Raw genomic sequence first — 22553 nt, 5'->3', positions numbered from 1 at the left:
AAGATAGGAGTTAAGGTTAAACGAATCAAAGGGGTTACTTCATCCATTCGACAGCCTCGGCCTTACCCGGTAAGCCTTCCTGCACCACACGCTTCAGTAAAGACTCTACGGCTTCCGCATCTTCCGGACGATTACGTTGGATACGGGCCAGTGCTTCGTAAAAAGGACCCGGATTCGCGTACAGATCGGTTCGCCGACTCAGTTGCTGAAAGTGTTCAATGGCCTGATCATAGTGTTTCTGTCGCAGAGCCGTAAGGCCCGCCAGTCGTTGAGCGTCGCTGTCGGTAGCATGTTGTACCAGCCAGGCGTCAAAGAGCTGAGCGGCCTGGGGTAGCTTACCCTGATTGTACAGGCCAATCCCCTGCTGAAGGGTATCGCTGCGACTACTCATGGCCGTACCCAGGGTTTGTAACTCCTGGCTTACGTACGCATCGGCCAGCTCCCGCCGCGAAGGTTCCTGCATTCGCCAGAACCACAGGCCCAGTACCACCAGCAATACGGCTGCCAGCCCTGCCGCGTATCCGAGCCAGGAACGCTGTGCGATGGGTCGAGGGGGTTGCCCTTCCCATTGTTTCCGTTTTTCAGCCAGTACTTCCAGTCGGGCCGCCTGGCGGGCTTGCAGATAAAAAGCTGCCGCCGAAGCAAGTTCGGGGTCGGTTTTCAGGGCTTCTGCAAATTTTCTTCGCTCGGTCTCGGGCATTTCACCCTGGAAAAACCGATCCACTTGTTCTAATTCATTCATCACCTACGATCTTCTGCTTTTGGATTCCGCGTATAAGGCCCGTAATCGCTCCAGACAACGTAAGCGGCTGGTTTTGGCTACGGCTGCCGTCTGGTATTGTAAGTGCTGGGCGATCTCCTCGTCGGAATACCCTTCTCCCCAGGCTAGCACCATCTGTCGGCATTTATCGCCTAAACTGGCCAATCGTTCCCGAAGTAGCGTCAGGTCACTTTCCGTCATCAGATTCTGTAGTACCGTTCGGGTTTCGTCGGGTAGTACCAAATCCTCCAGCGATACGCCCTGATGGACACTTTCCCGATTAGTCGAATTTTTTCGAACCAGGTCAACACATTTGTTATAAAAAATTTGATAGAGGTAGGTTTTCAGACCTGAGCGGCCTTCAAAACGATTGGAAGTAAGGTGTTCGATGACGGTAAGTACGGCATCGGAATAGGCACTGGCACATTCATCGGGACTCAGTTTGTGCTTAAACGTCGCTTCCCGAATCAGGTACTGATACTGCTCGTAGAGGCGATTTTCACAGTTACGACGCAAATTCCCGCCGGCTTTGATTCCCGCGATAAGATCCGAATCCGAAAGAGCTCGTTTTAATAAAATCATGGAGGAACAGGCCAGGAAAGCGGCTGTAAATTAAACAGTTAGTAGTAAAATAATCGAACGATGTATTTTTTTATCGAAAGATGTTTCCACTCTACAGGCGAAGTGCGACCAAACCATCAGAACGCACTAACAGCTACCATCATGTCTAGCTTACCTCAGTCTCGCCGCTTTTATCTGTCGCCCCGCGAACTCCAGTTACCTGATACGGCCTTAACCCTCCGCGAACGTGAAGTGCTGGGGCTACTGGCTCAGGGAATGAGTTACAAAATGATTGCTTGTGAATGTGGAATCACCTTTAATACGGTTCAAACGCACATCAAACGCGTGTATATGAAATTAGGCGTCAACTCCGCTACCGAGGCCATTTTACTGGGCTTCCGGAAGGGTATCATTTCTTTATAGTTCGACCCGTTCAACCTTCAATTGCTTTTGATCAAAGGCTGGCTTTCCCGAAAGTCAGCCTTATCTGTTTACAGGAATTGAATTCCTCGCTGAACCGCCGCCAGACGATCTTTCCGAATATAAATGCGTACGCCCTCCACGCAACTCAGAAACTGGTAGTGTCGCTGGATGTAGCGTCGAATGGCAGGGATACTTTCATGAATGGCCGAGGTATGCACAAACGGGAAGTTGTGCCGGGAACCAACGGCGTCCACGAAAACGGCGGGAGTATTGGTTTTCAGGTTGTGTAAATACCGTTGCTGATAATCCACCATGAGCGGACTTTCCGTAGTGCAACGGACGGAATGATTTTCGGCGACGGCCTGCGGCATCTGAGCCATGACGTACCCTTCGGTCCACCAGCCCCAGATGGCTAAACTTTCACCCGGTCCGGAATACTGATGAATCGTAGTAATGATTCGGTTGGAAGCCAGGTCTTTGCTTTCTTCCGCATTGGTATAAGAAGTGTTCCGAATCAGGGAAGTCCACCAAACGGAAGATCCCACGACAACGAGAGCGACGGTATAACTGAATTGAACCGTGCGGTAGGAGAAATTTCGCGTAATCGAATGGAGTGAAAACGTATTGATGAACGTCAGAAAGGGAATGAAATACAGTAAATAATGATGGAAAAACATACCCGGTTTCACAATGGTGTAAGCCGTAATCAGCAACCAGCTAAACAGAAAAACAAGCAGGGATTTTTCGAGTTTCCAGAACCAGCGAAAGGCAAACAGAAAGAGCAGAATACTAATCATCAGGAAATCACGGAACGGGAATACTTTCACCAGCATGGCTACCAAATGATGGAACCGTCGGTACAGACTAACTTCCTGTCCATACACTAGGTTACCTTCAATGTAATACCGGTAAAAATCGCCGAGAACTTGGTAATAGAGCAGTAAGCCAAAAATCAGTACTGTGACGGAAGTCGCTCCCAGCACAAGGTTAAGGATGCCTTTGTACGCTCGAATCTGAAAACATAGGTACAGACCATAGCCAGTAAAAACCAGGGCTATGGGTAAGCTTTGAATCTTGGCCCAGGGCACTAAAGCCAGTACAAAACCCAGCAAAAATCCGAACGCCCCCGGAGATTTCTGAATCGAAGCCAGTATGTACAAGCTGATACTGAAGAGAAAAATCGACAGGATTTCGCTTGAGTAATGAATGAAATCGTGGGTCTGATTATACGCGTAAAAGAGCAGGGTCAGCGTAAGCGATAAACGAGCCGACTGGGAATCGAAAAAAGACTGAAGAGCCTTATATAAAGCTATGAGCGTACCGATGATGAGAAGCAAGCAAACCATGCGGCAGGACGTATAATCAAAAGTACCCGTGAGGAGTTTTCCCAGAAAGAGTACGTAACTATTCAGAGGGCCGGAAGTGGTCCCATCCACCGACTGCCAGAAAATCGGCCGCTCCCATAACGTCATGGCTTGGGTAATGACCGAACTTTCATCAATGTTGATCTGCTGGTTATAAAGAATAAAAGGTAAGCGTAAGACGGTGAGAATCAGAATCAACGTACTTAGAAACACCGTATCGGATTGATGTTTCTGCCAGTTCAACTGGATGAGGATAAACAGAAATCCCAGCGACAGGATAAAAAAGTAGATGGGATTGCTATCAAACAAAACGAGTTCCTTCATCATTCGTAGTTAAGAATGACACTAATGCCTGATGGAAAAGCAATGAATAGGGGAACGCGGGGTGCTGAAACGCAGGGATGAGCGGATTCCCTCTAAAAAAGCAGCTTCAGCGAAATACTACCTGGCGGAGTAGCGTATGGATGCATACTGAAATGCGGCGGAACAGTTGGCAAGATCAGCGATACCCGCTGAAATAGCAAATAAATTCGGAAAGTTTGCGTACAGAAAAGGCTGGTCTCCGCTGGACCAGCCTTGGGGTTATCGTCTTCTTTTTTTCTGGGCCGGAGCCTTACGTTTGACCGGGGCCTTGGCTTTTGTAGCTTTTGCCCCCCGCTTGGTCACGACGTGTTGCTTTCCTTTGCGGTGAACCACCTTATGTTTGACCACCGGAGCGACAGGTAGCATTTTGTAGAGATCGGAAAGGGAAAGCTCCGGCGTTACGTCGCCTCCGCCCTGCATCCCTTCGCCCGCCAGCATTTGATCACCCGTTTCGGGATCTACGTTTTCACCCCGCAGGAAGAACCGGGCTTTGTCCGGATACAGAATGGCCTGTACCATTTTTACCTGCGAAAGGTAGCTGTTGGCTACGTTGGAAAGCATAATGATGCTACTCTGATCGGGGCGGTTTCGCATGAAATAATTCTTGAAACCATGCCACCAGCCGGTATGAAACGTCAGCCACTGATCGTTGGGGATTTTCTGTAAACGCCAGCCGAAGCCGTAGTTCCGCGTAACGAGCCGGGCGTCGTCATTGGCTGGTCGAAAGGCTTCTTCCAGTGTCTTCTGGCTAATGAGCTGTTCGGAATATAAACCCCGATCCCACTTAAACATATCTTCCGCAGTGGAATACAAACTCTTATCGCCCGTTACGCTGTCGAGGTAGTCAATAGCCAGCGATCGTCTCCCGCCCGTATAACCCGTCGCGGCAGCCATGAGCAGGTTGGTATTGGTGCCGTCATACACGAAGGTGTTGTTCATGCCCAGGGGTTTGAACAGGTTTTGTTCGGCGTATTTGCTAAAGGGCTTGCCGCTCAGTTTTTCGACGATGTAGGAGAGGAGAACATAGTTCGTGTTGTTGTAGTGAAACCGTACATCCGGCCGACCGTAGGGAACGGGCTTGTACAGACAAAGCTTATCAACTACCTCCTGGTTACTGAGTGGTTGGGATTTGTCACAGTACTTTTCCAGTCCGTACTGATAGCTGGGCAGACCCGAACGGTGCGTCAGTAGCAGGCGAATGGTGATGGACGAATCGTACGGAAAAGTAGGAATGAATTTATAAACCGGATCGTCGTAGTTAAGCAGTCCTTTTTCCTTCATCTGCATGATCGCCACGGCCGTAAACTGCTTGGAAACGGAAGCGAGCTGAAAGGGCGTCGTCGTGGTAAGCGTATCCCGCAGGGTCAGGTTCTTGTAGCCGAATGCACCTTTGTAAATTACTTTACCGTACTGAGCAACCAATACGGTTCCGTTGAAACCGTACCTGTTGTGCAGATTATGAAAAAACGTGTCGAGCTGACCGGCTTTCCGGCTGGCTTCGGCCGGATTGAATCGTTTGGCGATACTGTCGTTAAGGATCGCTACGGCTGGGTTACTGACGGCAACGCTCGAAGCCGCTTCTTTGGGGCTTTGCGAGCAACCGAGCAATGAAAATAAACCCCAAATAATAGCAACGGAACAAAAACGAGCAACGGACACGGTAATTGGGAGTTTAGTTACGGTACAAAACAAAATTAGTCCTTAATCCTGGCATAAGGAACAAGCAGTTAACGAAAATGTCGAAGGGAATTTACAAATGTAACGACACAAACAAGCGATCATATATACGGGAAAGCTGAGAATAAGGCCTGCCTTGTCTGCTTTTGCCAAATTATCCTAGTAGTATTGAGTCCGCCTTTCCCGGTACTACGCTGATGCTGGATTTTCTTTTCTGATTGTGTTAACCTTTGCTCACTTCCGGTGTTGTCTCCATAGGGGCACTGTAAGGGCGTAACTAGCTTTTAACACCCGCCCGATACCCATCAAAAACCACTCTATGAAACTATTTTTTACCTGGATATTCAGTATAGCGAGTCTGGGGACCGTATTAGGTCAGGTAACCTTCTCCAAACTTCCAGCGGATAATCAGCTTTTTCCCCGTAATGAGCAATCGGAAGGAACGGTGGCCATCGCTGGTACGGTGACCGACGCCAGCGTTACTAAAATCTCCGTTCAGATTTTTCGCGGATCGAATCTGTACCGCTACGCTTCGCAAAACCTGAGTTTTCAGAACGGACGAGCTTTCTTTGCTCTCAACCCAACCATCAAAGCCGAAACGGTTCAATACCAGGCTAAAATTTACCTTGTCAAAACCGGGACTCAACCTTGTATGCCACCCGCGTCAATCTGGTCGCGGGCGATGTGTACCTGATCAGCGGGCAGTCGAATGCCGTAGCCGGGGGTGAAGGGCCCGAATACATTTTATACGATCCCCAGCAGAATGAATTTTGTCGAACCTATACCACCAATTACGGTTCGGAAGGTCCCAAGTGGGTAGTGGCCAATGGTCTGAGTGTAAACGTTGGCGTGTGGGGTACGGAATTACAACGCCTGATCCGGCAGAATAATCAAATCCCCACCTGTATTCTCAATAATGGTTCAGGGGGGCAGCCTATTACGTTTTTCAATGATCGTAACGCCGCTAATCCATCCGATCTGACTACCGATTACGGGAGGGCTTTGCACCGGAGTATGATGGCAGGCGTTCAGAATCAGGTCAAGGCTATTTTCTGGCGGCAGGGTGAGGCGGAAATTGGGGGTTTATCTTCGCAAATGCTGGAGTATCCCGCTCAATTTGATAAACTGTACCGCAGCTGGAAACAGGATTACCCCGGTTTGCAAAAGGTATACGTTACGCAAACCGGGATTCAGCCCGCCGGGGTGGGGGATCGATCGGCCTTTGTCCGGGATTTCCAGCGTCGGACGCCCAGCTGTACCCCGATGTACGAACCATTACGACCATGGGATTACTGGGCCACGATGGCATTCATTACCGGGCTCAGGATAACGTCATTTTCGCCCATAATCTGTATCGCATGGTCAATCGGGATTTTTACGGATCCACGGATACGCTGCAAATCAACTCCCCCGATCCACGTAAAATCTATTATTCCAATACCCAACAGACCCAGCTAACCATCGAATTTGATATAGACCAGGAGCTGGTAGCACAAAAATCATTCGTTGGTACTTCCGTGCTTAATGGGCAGCAATTCACGCTGTATCTGAAAGATTATATCTATTTGGACGGACAGAGCGGCAGCGTAGATTCCCTGCGGGCTGAAGGTAATAAAGTGCATGTGTACCTCAATAAACCCGCTACGGCCACCCGGCTGACGTATCTGCCACCGGTCGTTCCGACGGGGCACGCCATTGCGTATACAGGTCCGTATCTGCTCAACAAGCGAGAGCAGTATGCGTTTTGTTTCGAAAACGTAGCCATTGGTCCCTACCAGCCTAATCAGACGCTTCAGGCTACCAGCGTGGATTTATTTGAAGTTGCTCTCCGCTGGAGTCTGTTGCCGAATACCCGGGAAATGAAACTTGAGCGGCAGGAGAATCAGGGTACATTCACGACTCTGGCTACACTGCCCGCAAACAGTACTACGTATACGGATAAGTCCGTCGCTCCCGGTTCCCGTTACGTTTACCGACTGCGTACTACCTTGCAGTTAGCAGCAGAGGTTACGACGCTGTTGTTGGTGATGATGCCCTTGCCTACGGGGGTTGAAGAACCGCAACCTTGGTCGGTGCAACTAAGCCCCAATCCGGCCGCTCAGGAGGTACTCATCCAGCTTTCGGAGGCTCAGCCCGCTCAGATTACGCTATTCGATCAGACAGGTCGGGTACATCGGCAACAATCGACGAGCCAGCGTGAGAGTCGACTCGTTGTAGGAAACCTCGCCAATGGCCTGTATCTGCTCCGCGTGCAAACCAATCGGGGAACACTCACCCGGCGACTACTGATTCGCCATTAAGAAATCACCAGAAATTTTCAGAAAAATCCATTACCCGTTCCATTCACTTGGTAGCTTTGCGGCGAATTGCGTAAGCCCCTGGCGGAACGTTTTCTGTTCGCGGCCAGGCGTTCTCGCGGAACCGTTAAACGATAAATCATGGAATACCGTATTGAGAAAGACACCATGGGTGAAGTGCAAGTGCCCGCTCATGTGTATTGGGGAGCTCAAACCCAACGTTCCATCCTGAATTTTCCGATTGCTCAGGACATTAATAAAATGCCGAAAGAAATCATCGCGGCATTTGCGTACCTGAAAAAAGCAGCGGCCATTACCAACTTCGAACTGGGCGTATTGCCCGAAGATAAAAAGAACCTGATTGCTCAGGTGTGCGACGAAATCCTGGACCGTAAACTCGACGATCAGTTTCCGCTGGTGGTGTGGCAAACGGGTTCGGGTACGCAATCAAACATGAACGTGAACGAGGTTGTTGCGTACCGGGCTCACGTCGTCAATGGCGGCGATCTGGCGGACAAGCAAAAATTCGTTCACCCGAATGATGACGTGAACAAGTCGCAGTCGTCGAACGATACGTTCCCGACGGCCATGCACATCGCGGCGTATAAAATTCTGATCGAGATTACGATCCCCGGCATCGAAAAACTGCGGGATACGCTGCAAGCCAAGGCGGAAGCGTTCAAAAACGTCGTGAAAATCGGTCGTACGCACTTCATGGATGCAACGCCGCTGACATTAGGTCAGGAATTCTCCGGCTACGTATCGCAGTTGAATCACGGCCTTAAAGCGATCAAAAATACGCTGGAACACTTGTCCGAACTGGCTTTGGGTGGAACGGCTGTAGGTACGGGAATCAACACGCCCGAAGGGTATTCCGAGTTAGTAGCCAAGCACATTGCTGATCTGACGGGTCTGCCTTTCGTAACGGCTGAAAACAAATTCGAAGCTCTGGCGGCTCACGACGCCATCGTGGAAGCTCACGGTGCCCTGAAAACGGTTGCCGTAAGCCTGATGAAAATCGGTAACGATATTCGGATGCTGTCGTCTGGCCCACGGGCGGGAATTGGCGAAATCTTCATTCCGGATAACGAACCTGGCAGCTCGATCATGCCCGGTAAAGTAAACCCGACGCAGTGCGAAGCCATGACCATGGTGGCGGCTCAGGTGCTGGGTAATGACGTAGCCATCAACATTGGTGGTTCAAACGGTCACTTCGAGCTAAATGTATTCAAGCCCGTGATGATCTACAACTTCCTGCACTCGGCTCGTCTGATTGGCGACGTTTGCGTAGCCTTCAATGACAAGTGTGCCGTGGGCATCGAACCGTTGACGGAAAACATCAGGAAGCACGTCAACAACTCCCTGATGCTGGTAACGGCTCTGAACCCGAAAATCGGTTACTACAAAGCTGCCGAAATCGCTCAGACCGCCCACAAAAATGGCTCTACGCTGAAAGAAACGGCTATTGCTCTAGGTTACCTTACCTCCGAAGAATTCGACGAGTGGGTGAAACCTGAAAATATGGTGGGTAAAATCTAGTATTGAAGAGAATTTACTTGCAAAAGGACCCCGAAAACGCGACGTTTCCGGGGTCCTTTTTGTTGGCTTACGCTTCGATCCATTCGCAACCGGCTTCCCGATACTGTTGCACCAGATTTTCATCCAGCCCAGTACGGGTAATGATGTGATGAATGGCCGAAAGCGGGGCAAATTTCAGATAGCTGTCCTGCTCGAACTTACTGAGATCGGCCAGTAAAAAGTTTTTTTCGGCGTTGGCCAGTAAGGCCTTGGTAAAGGAAGCTTCCGTTTCGCTGCGGGCCGTCAAGCCATTTTTGAGTGAAATACCGTCTACTCCAATGAACGCCTTGTCGGCATGATACCGAGCCACGTGTTCCAGGGCTACAGAACCGTGTACGGCCTGCCGCTGTACATCCAGCTCTCCACCAATGAGATTGATGGAGAGCCGAGGAGCTTCCCGCAATTCCCAAATTAAAGGCAGAGAGTTAGTAATAATCTTCAGGTTCCGGAAGGTTTTGAGGTACGGAGCCATCGCCAGCACGGTACTGCCGCAATCCAGAAAGAGTACGTCGTTTTCCTCTACTAATGTAGCCGCCCGCTGTCCAATCTGCTTTTTGGCCTGCGTATGGATGACCGATTTGTGAGTAAAGGGCACAAAGGGCAAGTCATTCCGGGTGGCTCCGCCGTGCGTACGAATCAGTTTGCCCCGTTCGGCCAGCGTATTCAGATCCCGGCGAATCGTAATCTCAGACGTTTGTAACTGTTCGGCCAGGAAACTCACACTCCGTTCGTTTCCGTCGGCCAGAAATTCAAGTATCTGTTTCTGTCTGGTAATGTTCATAGTTGATCGAATATGAACAAATATAATTTATTTTTGATCGAAATAATTTGGTTTTGATCAATAATGATCGAATTTTGTTGGTGTCATTCGTTCAACCATCAAAAATGACCCATTATGAACACCGTTCAAGTAGTTAGTACAGAAGTTCTTTCCGACAACTGGTATACCCTACGTAAAGTCACCTTCGATTACCCTAAGAAAGACGGTTCCTGGCAGCGACAGTCGCGGGAATGTTATGACCGGGGAAACGGAGCGGTAATTCTGCTGTATAATCGCGAAAAGAATACGGTCATTCTGACGGAACAATTCCGTATGCCCACCTACGTGAATGGCAATGCCAGCGGTATGCTCATCGAAGCCTGTGCGGGTTTACTCGATGCCGATAGCCCGGAAGACTGCATCCGCCGGGAAACGGAGGAAGAAACGGGGTACCGCATCACGCAACCCGAGCGGGTGTTTGAGTTATACATGAGTCCGGGTTCGGTTACCGAGATCCTGTATTTTTTCATTGCGGAATACGAGGATACACACCGGATCAACCAAGGGGGTGGGGTAGTGGAAGAAGAAGACATTCGGGTACTGGAGTTGCCTTTCCCCCAGGCTTTGCAAATGATGGGAAGTGGCGAAATCAAAGATGCGAAGACCGTCTTGTTGCTTCAGTTTCTCCAATTGAACAGTCGAATGAAAATGTGAGTAGATGTAATTAGTTGTAGTCTGTTTTTTAAGCTTTGTTTTCTATACGGGTAACAGGAATACTAGTATATTTAAGGCTAATAGCTTACTGAGACTATGAAAAAATCGTTCGTACGCTTTGTCTTATCTTCCCGCTTCTATCCTTTATCCATTGTGAAAAGGAAACAGAAGGCGTACGCATTAGCCAGGCGGTACTTTTTGAAGTAACGTACACCAATCAGGCCTGGGGAAAACAGCAAAAAGGGTTCCTGATTGACAGGTCCGGAAACATACAGGTTTTTCAAAATCCTAGCCGCTGGCATTGGGCCGAACCAAATAAAGGCCTGACGGTAAGTGAGGTGCAGGAAAATATGGAGCAAACTACTCCAATGGGCGAACCTATTTCGGCGGTAGTGCTACAAACGTACGCTTCTAAAATTAATGCATTAGACGCCGAACATTTTAGTAAACGTACAAACCGGGGGAATGACCAGGGATCGAGGCAGTATTACGCCTATCGATACGACGCAGAAAAGCAAATGTACTGGCCGATTCTGTTGCAGGAAACGGGGGACTGGGAAACGAAAAATACGGATGCCGCCGCTGAGGAACTAACTACCTGGCTCATGAGTGTTGAAAAAGAACTTAAGTAACAGGAAAAGATCTAATAAAAGAAAACCTCCCGAGTGCAGGCTCGGGAGGTTTTCTTTTTGTACGTTGGGGAGGCAGGAAATGGCTTCACCAGCGGGTGTTGTTTGGACGATTTATGCCCATCAGTATTTGATGATGGAAAGCGTATAGCGATCGACTTCATCCTGGAGGATGATCCGGTATACTCCCGGAGGAAGCTGACTCAGGTCTGTCTGGAGGGTACCCTCTTTCAACTGGGTATATTGCTGGTGCAGTACCTGCTGGCCTACGGCGTTTACCACGATTAAATCGACTGCTTCGGTTTTAACATCGGGCAGTTTGATGGTCAGCCAGGCGTGGACGGGGTTGGGTGAACCCACCAGATTACGTAGCACACGCGAGTCTACTGAAATCACTTTGCTATAGGTCGAGGCACCGTTAAAATCGACTTGTTTGAGTCGGTAATACTGAATGCCGCTGGAAACCTTACGATCCACATACTGGTACCTCTGAAGCGTGTTGGCATTGCCAGCTCCCTGGATTCGGGCAATTGCTTCAAAAGCCTGGCCCTTCGTAGCACGTTCCAGAATAAAAGAATCATTTTGTGATTCCTTTGCTGTACTCCACTGAAGCAGGTTTCCTTCAGGAATAGACTTGCCCTGGAATTCAACCAGCGTGACGGGAAGGGCACCTTCGAACGGAGCATCCGACATGCCAAATCCAGAAAAGCCGGACTGAAACCGAGATTTGAACGCATAATGGCCGTAGAAGGCGGAACTGGCAAATTTCTGAGTCGAAGAATTAGACGCATTATTCGTATTGCCAATCGAACCCGTGCTTTTGCCCATGGACTTAATCTGGTCACCGTTGAAAGAAGGCAACTCATCCGATTGGTAGTAGAGCGTGATTTCGTATTCGCCCGAGGGATTGTTAGTCGTCGGTGTTATTTTAAAAGTTTTATTCGTGATTTTATAGGTATCAAACCAGGGAGTCGCATCCGTACCTTGACGATCCACCGCTACGGTGGTACAGCCGTAATCATGATCCGTCAGGTTTTTAATTTTAGTAACCACTCGCCCTGAAGTAGGATCGTAGAAGTAAACGGTTGCTTTAGGGCCCAGGTACTTTTGATCCGGTGCTGATGTATTGACGGAGGTCTGAATTTGTGGCGTACCGGTCACTTTTACATTATCAATCGCCCAGTAATAGTCAAACTTCGCCAGGTACCGGAATCGGATCTTCATCGCTGCATTGGCGTAGGCAGTAGGAATCGTGAGCGTTCTCGTATTCGGAGAGCCAAAAGATCCTTTCGATCCGGTAGTTTCCGTTTGTACATCTAACGTTTGCCAGGAATTCCCATCCCATATTTCGGTTATCCCTTGTTCATCGTAATCAGTTGAACCCCTGTAAACGCGGAAATACTGATCGAAAGAAAGTTTCAGGTCTGAGAATCCGAGGGTATTGAATGGGGGTGATTCCACGATCTCATCCATCATATCGCCCCTCGTGGCGTTGCTATTCACGAACAAAAATGGGGTGTTGTACAGGGCTTGATAATAGCGAGTGCCCCCCGTACTGTATGTATAATAAGGTACGCGTTCCCAGGTTGGGCTGGAATTTCCCCCATTGGTGATGGTCCAGTTTTCAAGGCTATTATTAAAGTTGGCCGAATAGAGGGTGCCTCCAAAGTTCTCCGGATCAATTTCCTTATCGTGGATGGTTAACGTGTGGGTTTGGAGTGTTCCTCCCGCAAAGCCATCCCCTCCATTTGCATGGACCGTATACCGCCACTGAATTGTTTCATCGCCCTCCACATTACCATCGCTGTACATTCGGACCGTAATTTGTTTGGAGAGCTGGCCAGCCTGCAAGGTGACCGAAGTCGGGGAAAACGTATAATCTATTCCCTGAGTAGCGGTACCGCCAGGGTTCTGAAGCGTAACCGTTACGGGTTGAGAGGGGGCTTTGTCAATGACGATTTCAATCGTTTTTTCCACGTATTTACGACAGTTATCGGGAGTCGTCGCTTCCGCTTCATTGATCTGCGATTCTGCCAGGGCAAAGTGAACGGCTGGTAGGGCACAGGAATACACACTGACGTCGTCAATGTACCATCCGTACCAACCCACGCCACAGTCGGTACCCATGTCCCAACGGAGTTGAATGGTTTGTCCGGCAGCCAGCCCTAGTGCTGTTAAGTCAATGCGGCTTTCAATCCAGCCACTTGAATTGCTCGATCGGTCTCCCCCCGTAAAGGCGAACTGGCCCTGCAGCGGATTTGTATTGTCCTGGGCACTGGTAAACAATTGGGAAGGATACGCATTCACCAGGAAGGCATCGGATGGAACCAGTGTCCACGACCCATCACCAATCTTGTATTTGATGTTCCCTCCGTCGTAATCTGGTTCCAGTGCAATGTAGTGCTTGAAAGCCAGGTTGAAAGGGCCAGAAGCGTTCGCCGGAATGGTAATGGTGGGGCTATACAAACGAAGAACGCCCCTTTCTGATACCGTTGAGCAGTCGCCCGAATTAGGGTCGGTTGCAAACGCGGCATGTCCGGGGCGATTTACTAGTGAAGTGGATTTTACCTCCCATTGACGCGGCGTGAAAGTACCGTTTGTGTCGAGGGTAGCGACCGTCCAGCCGTCCATACCACTTTCAAAATCCTCGTAGAAAAACGCTTTACCGGGCAGGGAGCCGTCGCAATTATCGGCAACGGGCTTGTACAGGCTGGTGAAGTCGCAGTCAGTATTCGCGAGTCGTAATTCAACGGCTTTAATAACCTTACCGAGCTCCTCCACATCGTTCGAGGTAATCGTTTGTCCGGAGAAGCCAGGATCATTCGAAGCCGTAGAAAGGGCTTTTAGATTGATGCCAATCAGATCATTAGCCGAGGCTTCCAGGGCATTAGCCTGGACCGTAAAATCGCTCGTTCGGGTCAGGTATACCCTTTGTGTCCGCCAGAAAATATGAGCGGCCTTGGTTAGGCCAATGCCGTTAATCGTATAGCCATTATAGGTACCTCCGTCAACAAGCAGGGCGTAGGCGTGATTGAGTACGCCTGAGTTTGCGTGTACACCTCCTCTGTCGGAGGGAATGCAGCGGTATTGTGGATCGGAAACTTTTCCCGGATCTCCGTGACAGGTAGGATCCCACATATCGCGGAGGGCCCCGCCAAAAGCCGTGGCTTTTTCTCCCACCTGCCATCGGCTGGAACTCCCGCAACTCGTTCGTACGGAAAGATTCTCATCCTCATCCATGTAGCCGTTAAGCAAATCGACGGTTTCGCCCCAAATATCGGAATAGGATTCATTCAGAGCCCCCGATTGCCAGGCGTAAATCAGACCACTCGTGTATTGGGTGTAGGCATGACCCCATTCGTGGGCCACGACGTCGTCAGCGGCTGTGCCGTCGCAATAGTTAGTCGTGCTGCCATTCCAGCTCGCATTGGGGCAGGCAATTTGCGGGTCGTTGTTGACCGTTCGCATGGGTGCATCTTTGTTATCGTATGAAACGTAGCCGAAGGCATTTTTCATCAGATTGTAGATATTCCCAGCGGATTCGATTTCGGATTGTTGCCATTTATTCAGCGAACCCGGGAAAGGATCGCCTTCTTTCCAAATGACGTTAGACCGGTTGTTTTCTGATAACTCGCGATGAATCCCGTGAATGCCCGTAAATTGCTCTACGACTTCACCCGTATGGGCATCGACGAAGACAAATTCCCGTACATTGACATCATTAGTAACTTCCACCTCATACACCAGATGGATCGCTCCGGGATAGCCCTGCAGCAACCCTTTCTGAAAAATATATAAGGTTGACTGACGCACTTTCAATGGCGACTGGGTGCCTGTCGGTAACTCAATATTTTTCAATGCCCGCTCCTCAACGATTTGTTGCGAAAGCGTGGGCTTCGGATTTACTTTAATACCCGGAATAAAATTTCCATTGACGGAAGTTAATGCCCCTCCCTGATCATAATGGAATCTTAAAACGCCGTCGAAGATGGGTACACCCGCGTACAACTGTTGGAGGCTAATGTGTTCGATTCCGTAAAGGTCCTTTTGCGATTGCTGCGGACTGAATAAATCCATACCCGAACGAATACCGTAGAGTTTGGCCTGTTGAGTTAAGAATGCCAGTGATTTATCCTGAACGTCGCTACCTGGGAGTACTAAAGCCCGTGCGGAGGGGAGACGGATAAAGTTCACGTTTTGATTAACCGGGCTGATGGATACAAAAGAACCCGTTTGACTGGTAAACGCCTGAATGGTTTCCTTAGCTACGCGTTGAGCAAAGGTTGTGGCATGAAAGAAGATGAGAAAAAACAGAAGTAATACGTGCTTCATACAGGGAGCCCAAAGGTTAGATAAAAAGTCTTATTCAATATAATGTCGACAAGTAAGTAATATCCTAATAAAGGTGCAAAAGCGGAGTATAAATAGCTATGACGTATAGTTTTAAACTGTGTATTTATATGCAAAAAGGCTGGTGAATAAGATTTTGAGGAAGTAAAATCTTATTCATGTATAGGGGATGGTTAGATCGGATTTAGATGAAGCAGGAGACAGGACAAGGCTGTTATTCGGTGACTGATCTGGTTCATACTGCAGAATACGGCGTACCTTTATCCACTAAACTTTCTTCACATGCTTAAATATCTTTCTCTAATCCTAATGCTGTTCTTTTGTACGGCAGGGGCCTTCGGGCAATCCAAAAAATACGTAGTAATCGGTTACGTGACGGGCGGTGGCTGGACCAGGGAAAGCCTGGAAGCGGATGCAAAAAAAATGACGCACATCAATTTTGCCTTTGCCGTACCTAACGAGGCAGGTGTACTGGCTCCTTTGAACCAACGCGACGTAAAAACGCTCAAAGCTCTGGATGCTCTGCGTAGCGTCAATAAAGACTTGAAACTGCTCATTTCCATTGGGGGCTGGGGCGGTTGCAAGTACTTTTCGGACGTTTCGGTGAATGAACCGGCCCGTCAGAAATTTGCCAAAAGCTGTATGCAACTCCTGAATGAGTATCACCTCGATGGCGTGGATATTGACTGGGAGTACCCCGCTCAGGTCGGAGCCGGAAACATTTTTCGTCCGGAAGACAAGCAGAATTATACGTTGTTGTTGAAGACCCTACGCGAACACCTGGATGCCCAGGAAAAGAAAAACAAGCGACTGAAATCCAATCCGTATTTGCTGACTTCGGCCACCGGTGGTGATACAGCTTTCGTCAGTCATACGGAGCTGGGCAAGGCGGCGAAATACCTCGATTACGTGAACATCATGACCTACGATCTGTACCATGGCAATGATGTAGTAACGGGGCATCACAGTCCACTGTACCAGTCTAAGTTAGGGGATCATTCGCGGAACAGTTCGGACGATGCGGTCAAAGGTCACGTAAAAGCAGGGGTACCCATCAGCAAAATTGTACTGGGTGTACCCTTCTACGGTCGCGGCTGGACGAACGTGAAGCCCGAGCAAAACGGGCTGTTTCAACCGACAACCAATACCAAACATTCCTTCACCAGCTACACGGAGTTGACGGACCAATACATCAATAGAAACGGCTATATCCGTCACTGGGACGAGGCTGCGAAAGTGCCTTACCTCTGGAATCCGGAAACCAAATCCTTCATTTCCTACTGCGATGAAGAGTCCATGCAATACAAAATGGACTATATCAAAAAGCAGGGGATGGCGGGCGTCATGTACTGGGAATACCAGCTCGACATGCCCGGCAAGAAACTACTCAACGAAGTAGTGGAAGGGTTGAAGTAAGAAAACATAAAGCAACAGAAAAGGGTACGTCCATAAAGACGTACCCTTTTCTGTATGAAGCCGTAGCTGCTTTTACTGATTATCTTCAATCAGTTCTTTCTGAATTTTATCATCCGAGAATCGTGGAGCTTCACTGTATACAAAGCGGTAGAAAATTCCCGCTACGATAGCTCCAGCAATAGGAGCCACGATGAATAGCCATAATTGAGACATCGCCCAATCCCCCACAAAAAGAGCCTGACTAATACTACGGGCCGGATTTACGGAGGTATTCGTTACCGGAATACTGATCAGGTGAACCAGCGTCAGTCCTAAACCAATGGCCAGACCGGCAAAACCCTTCGCTGCTTTTACGTCGGTAGCTCCCAAAATGATGATGAGAAACAGGAACGTCATGACAAATTCAGTTACAAACGCAGCCTGTAAAGAGTAGCCTCCGGGCGAATGTGTACCATAACCATTGGCGGCAAATCCGCCGCTTAGATCAAACCCGGCTTTACCACTGGCGATCAGATACAGAATGCCCGCTCCAGCAATGGCACCCAGGATTTGAGCCAGTAAATAAGGAATGAGTTCGCTGGCTTTGAATCGGCCACTGGCGAGAAATCCGAACGTAACGGCAGGATTAAGGTGAGCCCCTGAAATGTGACCTAAAGCGTAGGCAATTGTAACTACCGTAAGACCAAAGGCCAGGGATACGCCCACCAAACCAATGCCCACTTCAGGAAAAGCGGCCGCCAGTACTGCACTGCCGCAACCGCCCAGAACCAGCCATAAGGTGCCTACAAACTCAGCTGCAAATTTCTTTGTCATAAAAAAGATAAGTTAAAAGGTTAAAATGCTTAAGTATATTTTTGGTAGATACTGTAAGAAATACGTTAATATTTGGGTTTATTAAACTAATTGATGTGAAGGTAAAATGAGTCATAAGTAGGTAGGTATATTTTAGACGTATGGCAGGTATTTTACTTAGTATGACAGAAATCAGGCGATATAGCTTTTACCATTGGCGAAAGCGGTGGTTGTTCGACTCGCTTTTCAGCCGTACCTTGCTTCTTTTTTCAGCATCAACAACGCGTTACGAATGAAACTTCTGCTCCCGCTCATGGTGACTGCAACACTGGCGTTCGGACAGCCTCGTCCGGCTACGGACAATCCCTTTCTGGCGGCTTATACGACGCCCTTTGGTGTTCCCCCTTTTGACAAAATTCGTACGGAACATTTCCAGCCAGCTTTTGAAGAAGGCATGCGGCAACAGGCCGCTCAAATTCAGGCTCTGGTACGCCGTCGGGATATGCCCACGTTCGAGAATACCATCGTAGCCATGGATAACAGTGGCGAAATCCTGGATCGGGTTAGTACCGTATTTTACAATCTGAATTCGGCCAACACGAACGATGAAATTCAGAAGATCGCTCAGCAACTGGCTCCCCAATTGTCGAAGCACCGGGATGATATTCAGTTAAATCCCGATCTGTTCAAGCGGGTGAAAGCCGTATACGATCAGCGGAAATCCTTGAAACTGACGCCCGAGCAACTCATGTTGTTGGAAAAAACGTACAAGAATTTCGTACGGAGTGGAGCGGCTCTTTCGCCCGATAAACAGGCTCGTCTGCGGGAAATCAACCAGGAGCAATCCCTGCTGACGCTGAAATACGGTCAGAATTTGCTGGGTGAAAACAACGCCTACACGCTGGTGATCGATCAGCAATCCGATTTAAGCGGTTTACCCCAATCACTGATTGCCTCCGCTGCCGACGAAGCTAAAAAGCGGAATATGGCCGGCAAATGGGTTTTTACGCTGCAAAATCCGAGCGTTATGCCTTTTCTGCAATACGCGGATAATCGTTCGCTGCGGGAAAAAATCTTCAAGGCGTATATCGAACGGGCCAATCATAATGACGACCGCGATAACAAAGCCATCATTGCCAAGCTCGTCGCTCTACGGGCCGAACGGGCTCAGTTGCTGGGTTACGAAAACCACGCGGCGTACGTGCTGGAAGAAAGCATGGCCAAAACGCCCGCGAAAGTGAACGAACTGCTGAACCAGCTGTGGACGGCTACCGTACCCGTGACTAAAAAAGAAGCCGCTGACTTACAGGCTTTGATGGACAAAGAGGGTAAAAACGAAAAACTCGCGGGCTGGGACTGGCGGTACTACGCCGAGAAACTTCGCAAGGAAAAATACAACCTCGATGAAGAAGAATTACGTCCGTATTTCTCGCTGGAAAATGTGAAGCAGGGTATTTTTACACTCTGTGAAAAATTGTACGGCTTGAAGTTCACGCCTCTTGCCAATCTGCCGGTATATCACCCCGAAGCGATGGCGTACGAAGTGAAGGAAGCCAATGGCAAGCACGTGGGTATCATGTACATGGATTTCTTCCCCCGGGCCAGCAAACGCGGTGGAGCCTGGATGACCAGCTACCGGAAGCAGGAAGTGCAAAACGGGAAGTTTATCGCTCCCGTTGTATCCATCGTTTGTAACTTTTCGAAACCCGTAGGCAACGCTCCGGCTCTGTTGAGTATGGATGAGACGACGACCTTCTTCCACGAATTTGGTCACGCCCTGCACGGCTTACTGTCGAACGTCAATTACGGGAGTCTGTCCGGAACGTCGGTGCCGCGTGACTTTGTGGAGCTACCTTCGCAAATCATGGAAAACTGGGCTACTGAGCCAGAAATGCTGAAGCTTTACGCCAAACATTACCAAACGGGCGAAGTCATTCCGGACGCTTTGGTCGAGAAACTTAAGAAGAGTAGCCTGTTCAATCAGGGCTTCCTGACCAGCGAATACCTGGCGGCTTCCATCCTTGACATGGCGTATCACACGCTGGCTCCCGGACAAACACCCAGCGACGTACTGACGTTCGAGAAGAATGCCATGGATAAAATCGGCCTGATCGAGCAGATTCCGCCTCGCTACCGGAGTACGTACTTCCAGCACTCGTTCTCGGGCGGCTACTCAGCGGGGTATTACAGCTACATCTGGTCGGCAGTACTGGATGCGGATGCGTTTGAGGTTTTCAAACAAAAAGGTCTGTTTGACAAAAAATCGGCGGAATCGTTCCGGAAAAACGTACTCGAACGCGGCGGTACGGACGAGCCCATGAAGTTGTACAAAAACTTCCGGGGAGCCGAACCCGACATCAAACCACTACTGCGTCGTCGGGGCTTACTGACGAATATGTAGAAACCAATAAAGGTAAAGTACTGAAAAGCAGGATGCGGCTAGAATCGCATCCTGCTTTTATTTTTAGATTTCTGCTTCACAAATGGTTAGCTGAACGCTTATTTGTAGCTAATTCTGAATGACTGGATCGCAACCGAAGTTTCGTCGGTATGATCTTATTGAAAAGAATCGGATACTAAATCAGGAAAAGTATCCCACAAACTGCTCTGTTATGTCGAATGTATCCGCGTCTTCCCGTTCGTTCAATCCCTTGAAACTGCTCAGTAAAATTGGCCTGGACGGGTTCATTCTGGCCCTGCTGGGAATGATTCTCCTGGCGTATCTCTGGCCCGAAGGTGGACTGGGAGAAGGAACCTTTTCGTTATCCAATCTGGCTAACTACGGTGTTTCGCTGATCTTCTTTTTTTACGGATTACGACTGAGTAAGGAAAAACTAAAGGCTGGTCTTACCAATTGGCGGTTACATATTGTCGTCCACGTTAGTACCTTTATCCTGTTCCCGGTGCTGGTCTTAATCGCCAAAACCTTTCTGGAAAATGCCGACAACCAAATGGTGTGGATGGGCGTATTTTTTCTGTCTACCTTACCCTCAACAGTATCTTCTTCCGTAGTGATGGTCTCCATTGCGGAGGGAAACATTCCGGCGGCGATTTTCAACGCCAGCATTTCCAGTATCATGGGTGTGTTTATTACGCCGCTCTGGATGCAGGTTGTGAATACGGCAGGGGAAGGGGGCGAAAATCACCTGGGCGACATTATGGGTAAACTGATGTTACAGGTACTGTTACCCGTGATTGTGGGAATTGTACTCAACAAATACGGTGGAGCCTGGGCCGAGAGTAAGAAGAAGTTTCTTCGTTATTTCGATCAGACGACCATTCTGATCATTGTCTATACGGCTTTCTGTGAATCATTCGATCAGCACTTGTTTAGTAACCTCAGCTGGGGTGATTTGTTGATGCTGAGTGGAGGAATGTTAGCTTTGTTTTTTACGGGTTATTTCATCATTACGGGTATCTGTAATCTACTGGGATTCAATCGGGAAGATCGCATTACGGCGGTTTTTTGTGGCTCGAAAAAGTCATTGGTGCACGGTACCGTAATGTCTAAAGTTCTCTTTACCAATAGTGCGGCGTTAGGGATTCTGTTATTACCGCTGATGTTGTACCATGCCCTGCAATTGATCGTAGTGAGTGTGATGGCCCAACGAATGGCGGCCCAGCACCATTTGTCGGAAGGAACTACTTTAACGAATTGAGAATTACGTCGTCTGGAAAGCGTTGGACTTTCACTATTCCCCCATGAAAAAATTTAAAAAAGGCATGATTATTCTGCTGAGTACCCTTGTGTTTTTAGGTTTGATTACGGTACTCGTCTTGCAGTTGCCCACCTTCGGAGGGACGGCTTCGGGAGCCCGGCTCGAACGAATTAAGCATTCGCCGAATTACAAAAATGGCACGTTTCAGTATCCGCTCGAAACGCCGATGATGAACCCGGAATCTTCCTGGTTTAAGCTCATCGCCGCCTATTTCAAACCCACCGAAGGGCGGGAGCCGGAACGGCCTTTACCGTCGGTGAAAACCAATCTGAAAACGCTAACCGGTACGGAACCCGTGCTGGTCTGGTTTGGACATTCGTCGTACTTCCTTCGCGTTAACGGAAAAAATCTGTTGGTAGATCCGGTTTTCAGCGGCCGAACCTCACCCTTTCAATTTGTGGGTTCGAAGGCCTATCCCTGTACGGAAATGTACGGAGCAGACGATTTCCCGGAGCTGGATGCCATCATTATTTCCCACGATCACTACGATCACCTGGATTATGATACGATTCTCAAACTGGTTTCCCGAACCAAACATTTTCACGTGGCTCTGGGCGTAGGTTCACACCTGGAACGCTGGGGCGTGAAACCGGAAGCCATTACTGAATATGACTGGTACGAAGCCGGGAAAATCTCGGATGATCTTCAGTTGACCGCTACGCCGGGAAGACACTTTTCCGGTCGGGGACTCAAACGCGGACAGACGCTCTGGAATTCATACGTGTTAAAAACACCTACGCAGACTATTTTCCTGGGGGGAGATTCGGGATACGGCCCTCACTTTAAGGAAATTGGTGAAAAATACGGTCCTTTTGATCTGGCTTTGCTGGAATGCGGGCAGTATAACCTGATGTGGCATTACATCCATATGATGCCCGAGGAAACGGTTCAGGCCGCCAAGGATTTAAAGGCCGAAGTACTGATGCCCGTACACTGGGGCAAGTTTACGCTGGCCTTACACCCCTGGAAAGAGCCCATCGAGCGGATGACAAAAAAAGCGAAAGAGGTTCAACAACTGGTTACCACGCCCCGAATCGGTGAGCTAGTGCCGATTGGAGGTAACTATTCTACCGAACGTTGGTGGGAGGGATATTAGGGGTTGTGAGCGCGGCCGCAGCAGTTTCCAGTTTCCAGTTTCCAGTTTCCAGTT

18 protein-coding genes are annotated in these 22553 nt (G+C 49.0%); 11 read left to right on the top strand and 7 right to left on the bottom strand.

The window, feature by feature from the left end:
- Window positions 1–34: 34 nt before the first annotated feature.
- Together BWI93_RS14010 and BWI93_RS14005 are read right to left on the bottom strand one after the other, a co-directional pair.
- On the bottom strand, window positions 35–742 hold the full coding sequence (locus BWI93_RS14010; RefSeq protein WP_094812323.1) for a hypothetical protein: 708 nt from the start codon (window positions 740–742) through the stop codon (window positions 35–37).
- Between the two features lie 3 nt (window positions 743–745).
- A complete protein-coding gene (locus tag BWI93_RS14005) occupies window positions 746–1342 on the bottom strand; it encodes an RNA polymerase sigma factor (RefSeq protein ID WP_094812321.1) in 597 nt (198 codons plus the stop codon).
- A 141-nt stretch (window positions 1343–1483) separates the two neighbouring features.
- Here BWI93_RS14005 and BWI93_RS14000 point away from each other — a divergent pair, with 141 nt between their 5' ends.
- On the top strand, window positions 1484–1744 hold the full coding sequence (locus tag BWI93_RS14000; RefSeq protein ID WP_176454224.1) for a response regulator transcription factor: 261 nt from the start codon (window positions 1484–1486) through the stop codon (window positions 1742–1744).
- Between the two features lie 68 nt (window positions 1745–1812).
- On the opposite strand, the gene BWI93_RS13995 is transcribed toward BWI93_RS14000, so the two are convergent.
- Together BWI93_RS13995 and BWI93_RS13990 are read right to left on the bottom strand one after the other, a co-directional pair.
- Window positions 1813–3435 carry a hypothetical protein gene (locus tag BWI93_RS13995; RefSeq protein WP_094812317.1) on the bottom strand — a complete coding sequence of 541 codons (1623 nt, stop codon included), beginning with the start codon at window positions 3433–3435 and terminating at the stop codon, window positions 1813–1815.
- A 255-nt stretch (window positions 3436–3690) separates the two neighbouring features.
- Window positions 3691–5130 (bottom strand): serine hydrolase, encoded by a 1440-nt coding sequence (locus BWI93_RS13990; RefSeq protein WP_176454223.1) that lies wholly within the window; start codon window positions 5128–5130, stop codon window positions 3691–3693.
- A 337-nt stretch (window positions 5131–5467) separates the two neighbouring features.
- On the opposite strand from BWI93_RS13990, the gene BWI93_RS27460 reads away from it, so the two are divergent.
- From BWI93_RS27460 to fumC, 4 genes are all read left to right on the top strand, one after another.
- Window positions 5468–5842: a hypothetical protein gene (locus BWI93_RS27460; protein ID WP_141217464.1), complete on the top strand. Its 375-nt coding sequence runs from the start codon at window positions 5468–5470 to the stop codon at window positions 5840–5842.
- A complete protein-coding gene (locus BWI93_RS28860; RefSeq protein ID WP_094812312.1) occupies window positions 5797–6606 on the top strand; it encodes a sialate O-acetylesterase in 810 nt (269 codons plus the stop codon). The genes BWI93_RS27460 and BWI93_RS28860 overlap by 46 nt, the downstream gene beginning before the upstream one ends.
- Entirely contained in the window at window positions 6507–7448 is a 942-nt protein-coding gene (locus BWI93_RS29585) for a T9SS type A sorting domain-containing protein (RefSeq protein WP_369679159.1), read from the top strand. Before BWI93_RS28860 ends, BWI93_RS29585 begins: the two co-directional genes overlap by 100 nt.
- A 138-nt stretch (window positions 7449–7586) precedes the next feature.
- Window positions 7587–8984: a class II fumarate hydratase gene (gene fumC, locus BWI93_RS13970; protein WP_094812308.1), complete on the top strand. Its 1398-nt coding sequence runs from the start codon at window positions 7587–7589 to the stop codon at window positions 8982–8984.
- Window positions 8985–9051: 67 nt separating this feature from the next.
- On the opposite strand, the gene BWI93_RS13965 is transcribed toward fumC, so the two are convergent.
- Window positions 9052–9804: a DeoR/GlpR family DNA-binding transcription regulator gene (locus BWI93_RS13965; RefSeq protein WP_094812306.1), complete on the bottom strand. Its 753-nt coding sequence runs from the start codon at window positions 9802–9804 to the stop codon at window positions 9052–9054.
- 114 nt (window positions 9805–9918) lie between these two features.
- On the opposite strand from BWI93_RS13965, the gene nudK reads away from it, so the two are divergent.
- Together nudK and BWI93_RS13955 are read left to right on the top strand one after the other, a co-directional pair.
- Entirely contained in the window at window positions 9919–10497 is a 579-nt protein-coding gene (gene nudK, locus BWI93_RS13960; protein WP_176454222.1) for a GDP-mannose pyrophosphatase NudK, read from the top strand.
- Window positions 10498–10865: 368 nt separating this feature from the next.
- Window positions 10866–11129 carry a hypothetical protein gene (locus BWI93_RS13955; protein WP_094812302.1) on the top strand — a complete coding sequence of 88 codons (264 nt, stop codon included), beginning with the start codon at window positions 10866–10868 and terminating at the stop codon, window positions 11127–11129.
- A gap of 120 nt (window positions 11130–11249) precedes the next feature.
- On the opposite strand, the gene BWI93_RS13950 is transcribed toward BWI93_RS13955, so the two are convergent.
- Window positions 11250–15458 carry a M4 family metallopeptidase gene (locus tag BWI93_RS13950; RefSeq protein ID WP_094812300.1) on the bottom strand — a complete coding sequence of 1403 codons (4209 nt, stop codon included), beginning with the start codon at window positions 15456–15458 and terminating at the stop codon, window positions 11250–11252.
- A gap of 300 nt (window positions 15459–15758) precedes the next feature.
- Between BWI93_RS13950 and BWI93_RS13945 the strand changes: the two genes are divergently transcribed.
- Window positions 15759–16892 carry a glycoside hydrolase family 18 protein gene (locus BWI93_RS13945; RefSeq protein ID WP_094812298.1) on the top strand — a complete coding sequence of 378 codons (1134 nt, stop codon included), beginning with the start codon at window positions 15759–15761 and terminating at the stop codon, window positions 16890–16892.
- Between the two features lie 72 nt (window positions 16893–16964).
- Here the strand turns inward: BWI93_RS13945 and aqpZ are convergent, their stop codons facing one another.
- Window positions 16965–17705 (bottom strand): aquaporin Z, encoded by a 741-nt coding sequence (gene aqpZ, locus BWI93_RS13940; protein WP_094812295.1) that lies wholly within the window; start codon window positions 17703–17705, stop codon window positions 16965–16967.
- A gap of 271 nt (window positions 17706–17976) precedes the next feature.
- Between aqpZ and BWI93_RS13935 the strand changes: the two genes are divergently transcribed.
- From BWI93_RS13935 to BWI93_RS13925, 3 genes are all read left to right on the top strand, one after another.
- Window positions 17977–20085: a M3 family metallopeptidase gene (locus BWI93_RS13935; RefSeq protein ID WP_094812550.1), complete on the top strand. Its 2109-nt coding sequence runs from the start codon at window positions 17977–17979 to the stop codon at window positions 20083–20085.
- A gap of 211 nt (window positions 20086–20296) precedes the next feature.
- Window positions 20297–21343 (top strand): bile acid:sodium symporter family protein, encoded by a 1047-nt coding sequence (locus tag BWI93_RS13930; protein ID WP_094812293.1) that lies wholly within the window; start codon window positions 20297–20299, stop codon window positions 21341–21343.
- Between the two features lie 43 nt (window positions 21344–21386).
- On the top strand, window positions 21387–22499 hold the full coding sequence (locus tag BWI93_RS13925; RefSeq protein WP_094812291.1) for an MBL fold metallo-hydrolase: 1113 nt from the start codon (window positions 21387–21389) through the stop codon (window positions 22497–22499).
- The last annotated feature ends 54 nt before the right edge of the window (window positions 22500–22553 follow it).

It is taken from the genome of Siphonobacter sp. BAB-5385 (genome assembly GCF_002261125.1).
Classification (GTDB): domain Bacteria; phylum Bacteroidota; class Bacteroidia; order Cytophagales; family Spirosomataceae; genus Siphonobacter.
This window is presented reverse-complemented; position numbering and strand designations above follow the sequence as displayed.

Coding starts and splice junctions, on each gene's coding strand:
- BWI93_RS14010 (WP_094812323.1), bottom strand. CDS start 742: ATGAATGAATTAGAACAAGTGGATCGGTTTTTCCAGGGTGAAATGCCC.
- BWI93_RS14005 (WP_094812321.1), bottom strand. CDS start 1,342: ATGATTTTATTAAAACGAGCTCTTTCGGATTCGGATCTTATCGCGGGA.
- BWI93_RS14000 (WP_176454224.1), top strand. CDS start 1,484: ATGTCTAGCTTACCTCAGTCTCGCCGCTTTTATCTGTCGCCCCGCGAA.
- BWI93_RS13995 (WP_094812317.1), bottom strand. CDS start 3,435: ATGATGAAGGAACTCGTTTTGTTTGATAGCAATCCCATCTACTTTTTT.
- BWI93_RS27460 (WP_141217464.1), top strand. CDS start 5,468: ATGAAACTATTTTTTACCTGGATATTCAGTATAGCGAGTCTGGGGACC.
- BWI93_RS29585 (WP_369679159.1), top strand. CDS start 6,507: ATGGTCAATCGGGATTTTTACGGATCCACGGATACGCTGCAAATCAAC.
- fumC (WP_094812308.1), top strand. CDS start 7,587: ATGGAATACCGTATTGAGAAAGACACCATGGGTGAAGTGCAAGTGCCC.
- BWI93_RS13965 (WP_094812306.1), bottom strand. CDS start 9,804: ATGAACATTACCAGACAGAAACAGATACTTGAATTTCTGGCCGACGGA.
- nudK (WP_176454222.1), top strand. CDS start 9,919: ATGAACACCGTTCAAGTAGTTAGTACAGAAGTTCTTTCCGACAACTGG.
- BWI93_RS13955 (WP_094812302.1), top strand. CDS start 10,866: ATGGGCGAACCTATTTCGGCGGTAGTGCTACAAACGTACGCTTCTAAA.
- BWI93_RS13950 (WP_094812300.1), bottom strand. CDS start 15,458: ATGAAGCACGTATTACTTCTGTTTTTTCTCATCTTCTTTCATGCCACA.
- BWI93_RS13945 (WP_094812298.1), top strand. CDS start 15,759: ATGCTTAAATATCTTTCTCTAATCCTAATGCTGTTCTTTTGTACGGCA.
- aqpZ (WP_094812295.1), bottom strand. CDS start 17,705: ATGACAAAGAAATTTGCAGCTGAGTTTGTAGGCACCTTATGGCTGGTT.
- BWI93_RS13935 (WP_094812550.1), top strand. CDS start 17,977: ATGAAACTTCTGCTCCCGCTCATGGTGACTGCAACACTGGCGTTCGGA.
- BWI93_RS13930 (WP_094812293.1), top strand. CDS start 20,297: ATGTCGAATGTATCCGCGTCTTCCCGTTCGTTCAATCCCTTGAAACTG.
- BWI93_RS13925 (WP_094812291.1), top strand. CDS start 21,387: ATGAAAAAATTTAAAAAAGGCATGATTATTCTGCTGAGTACCCTTGTG.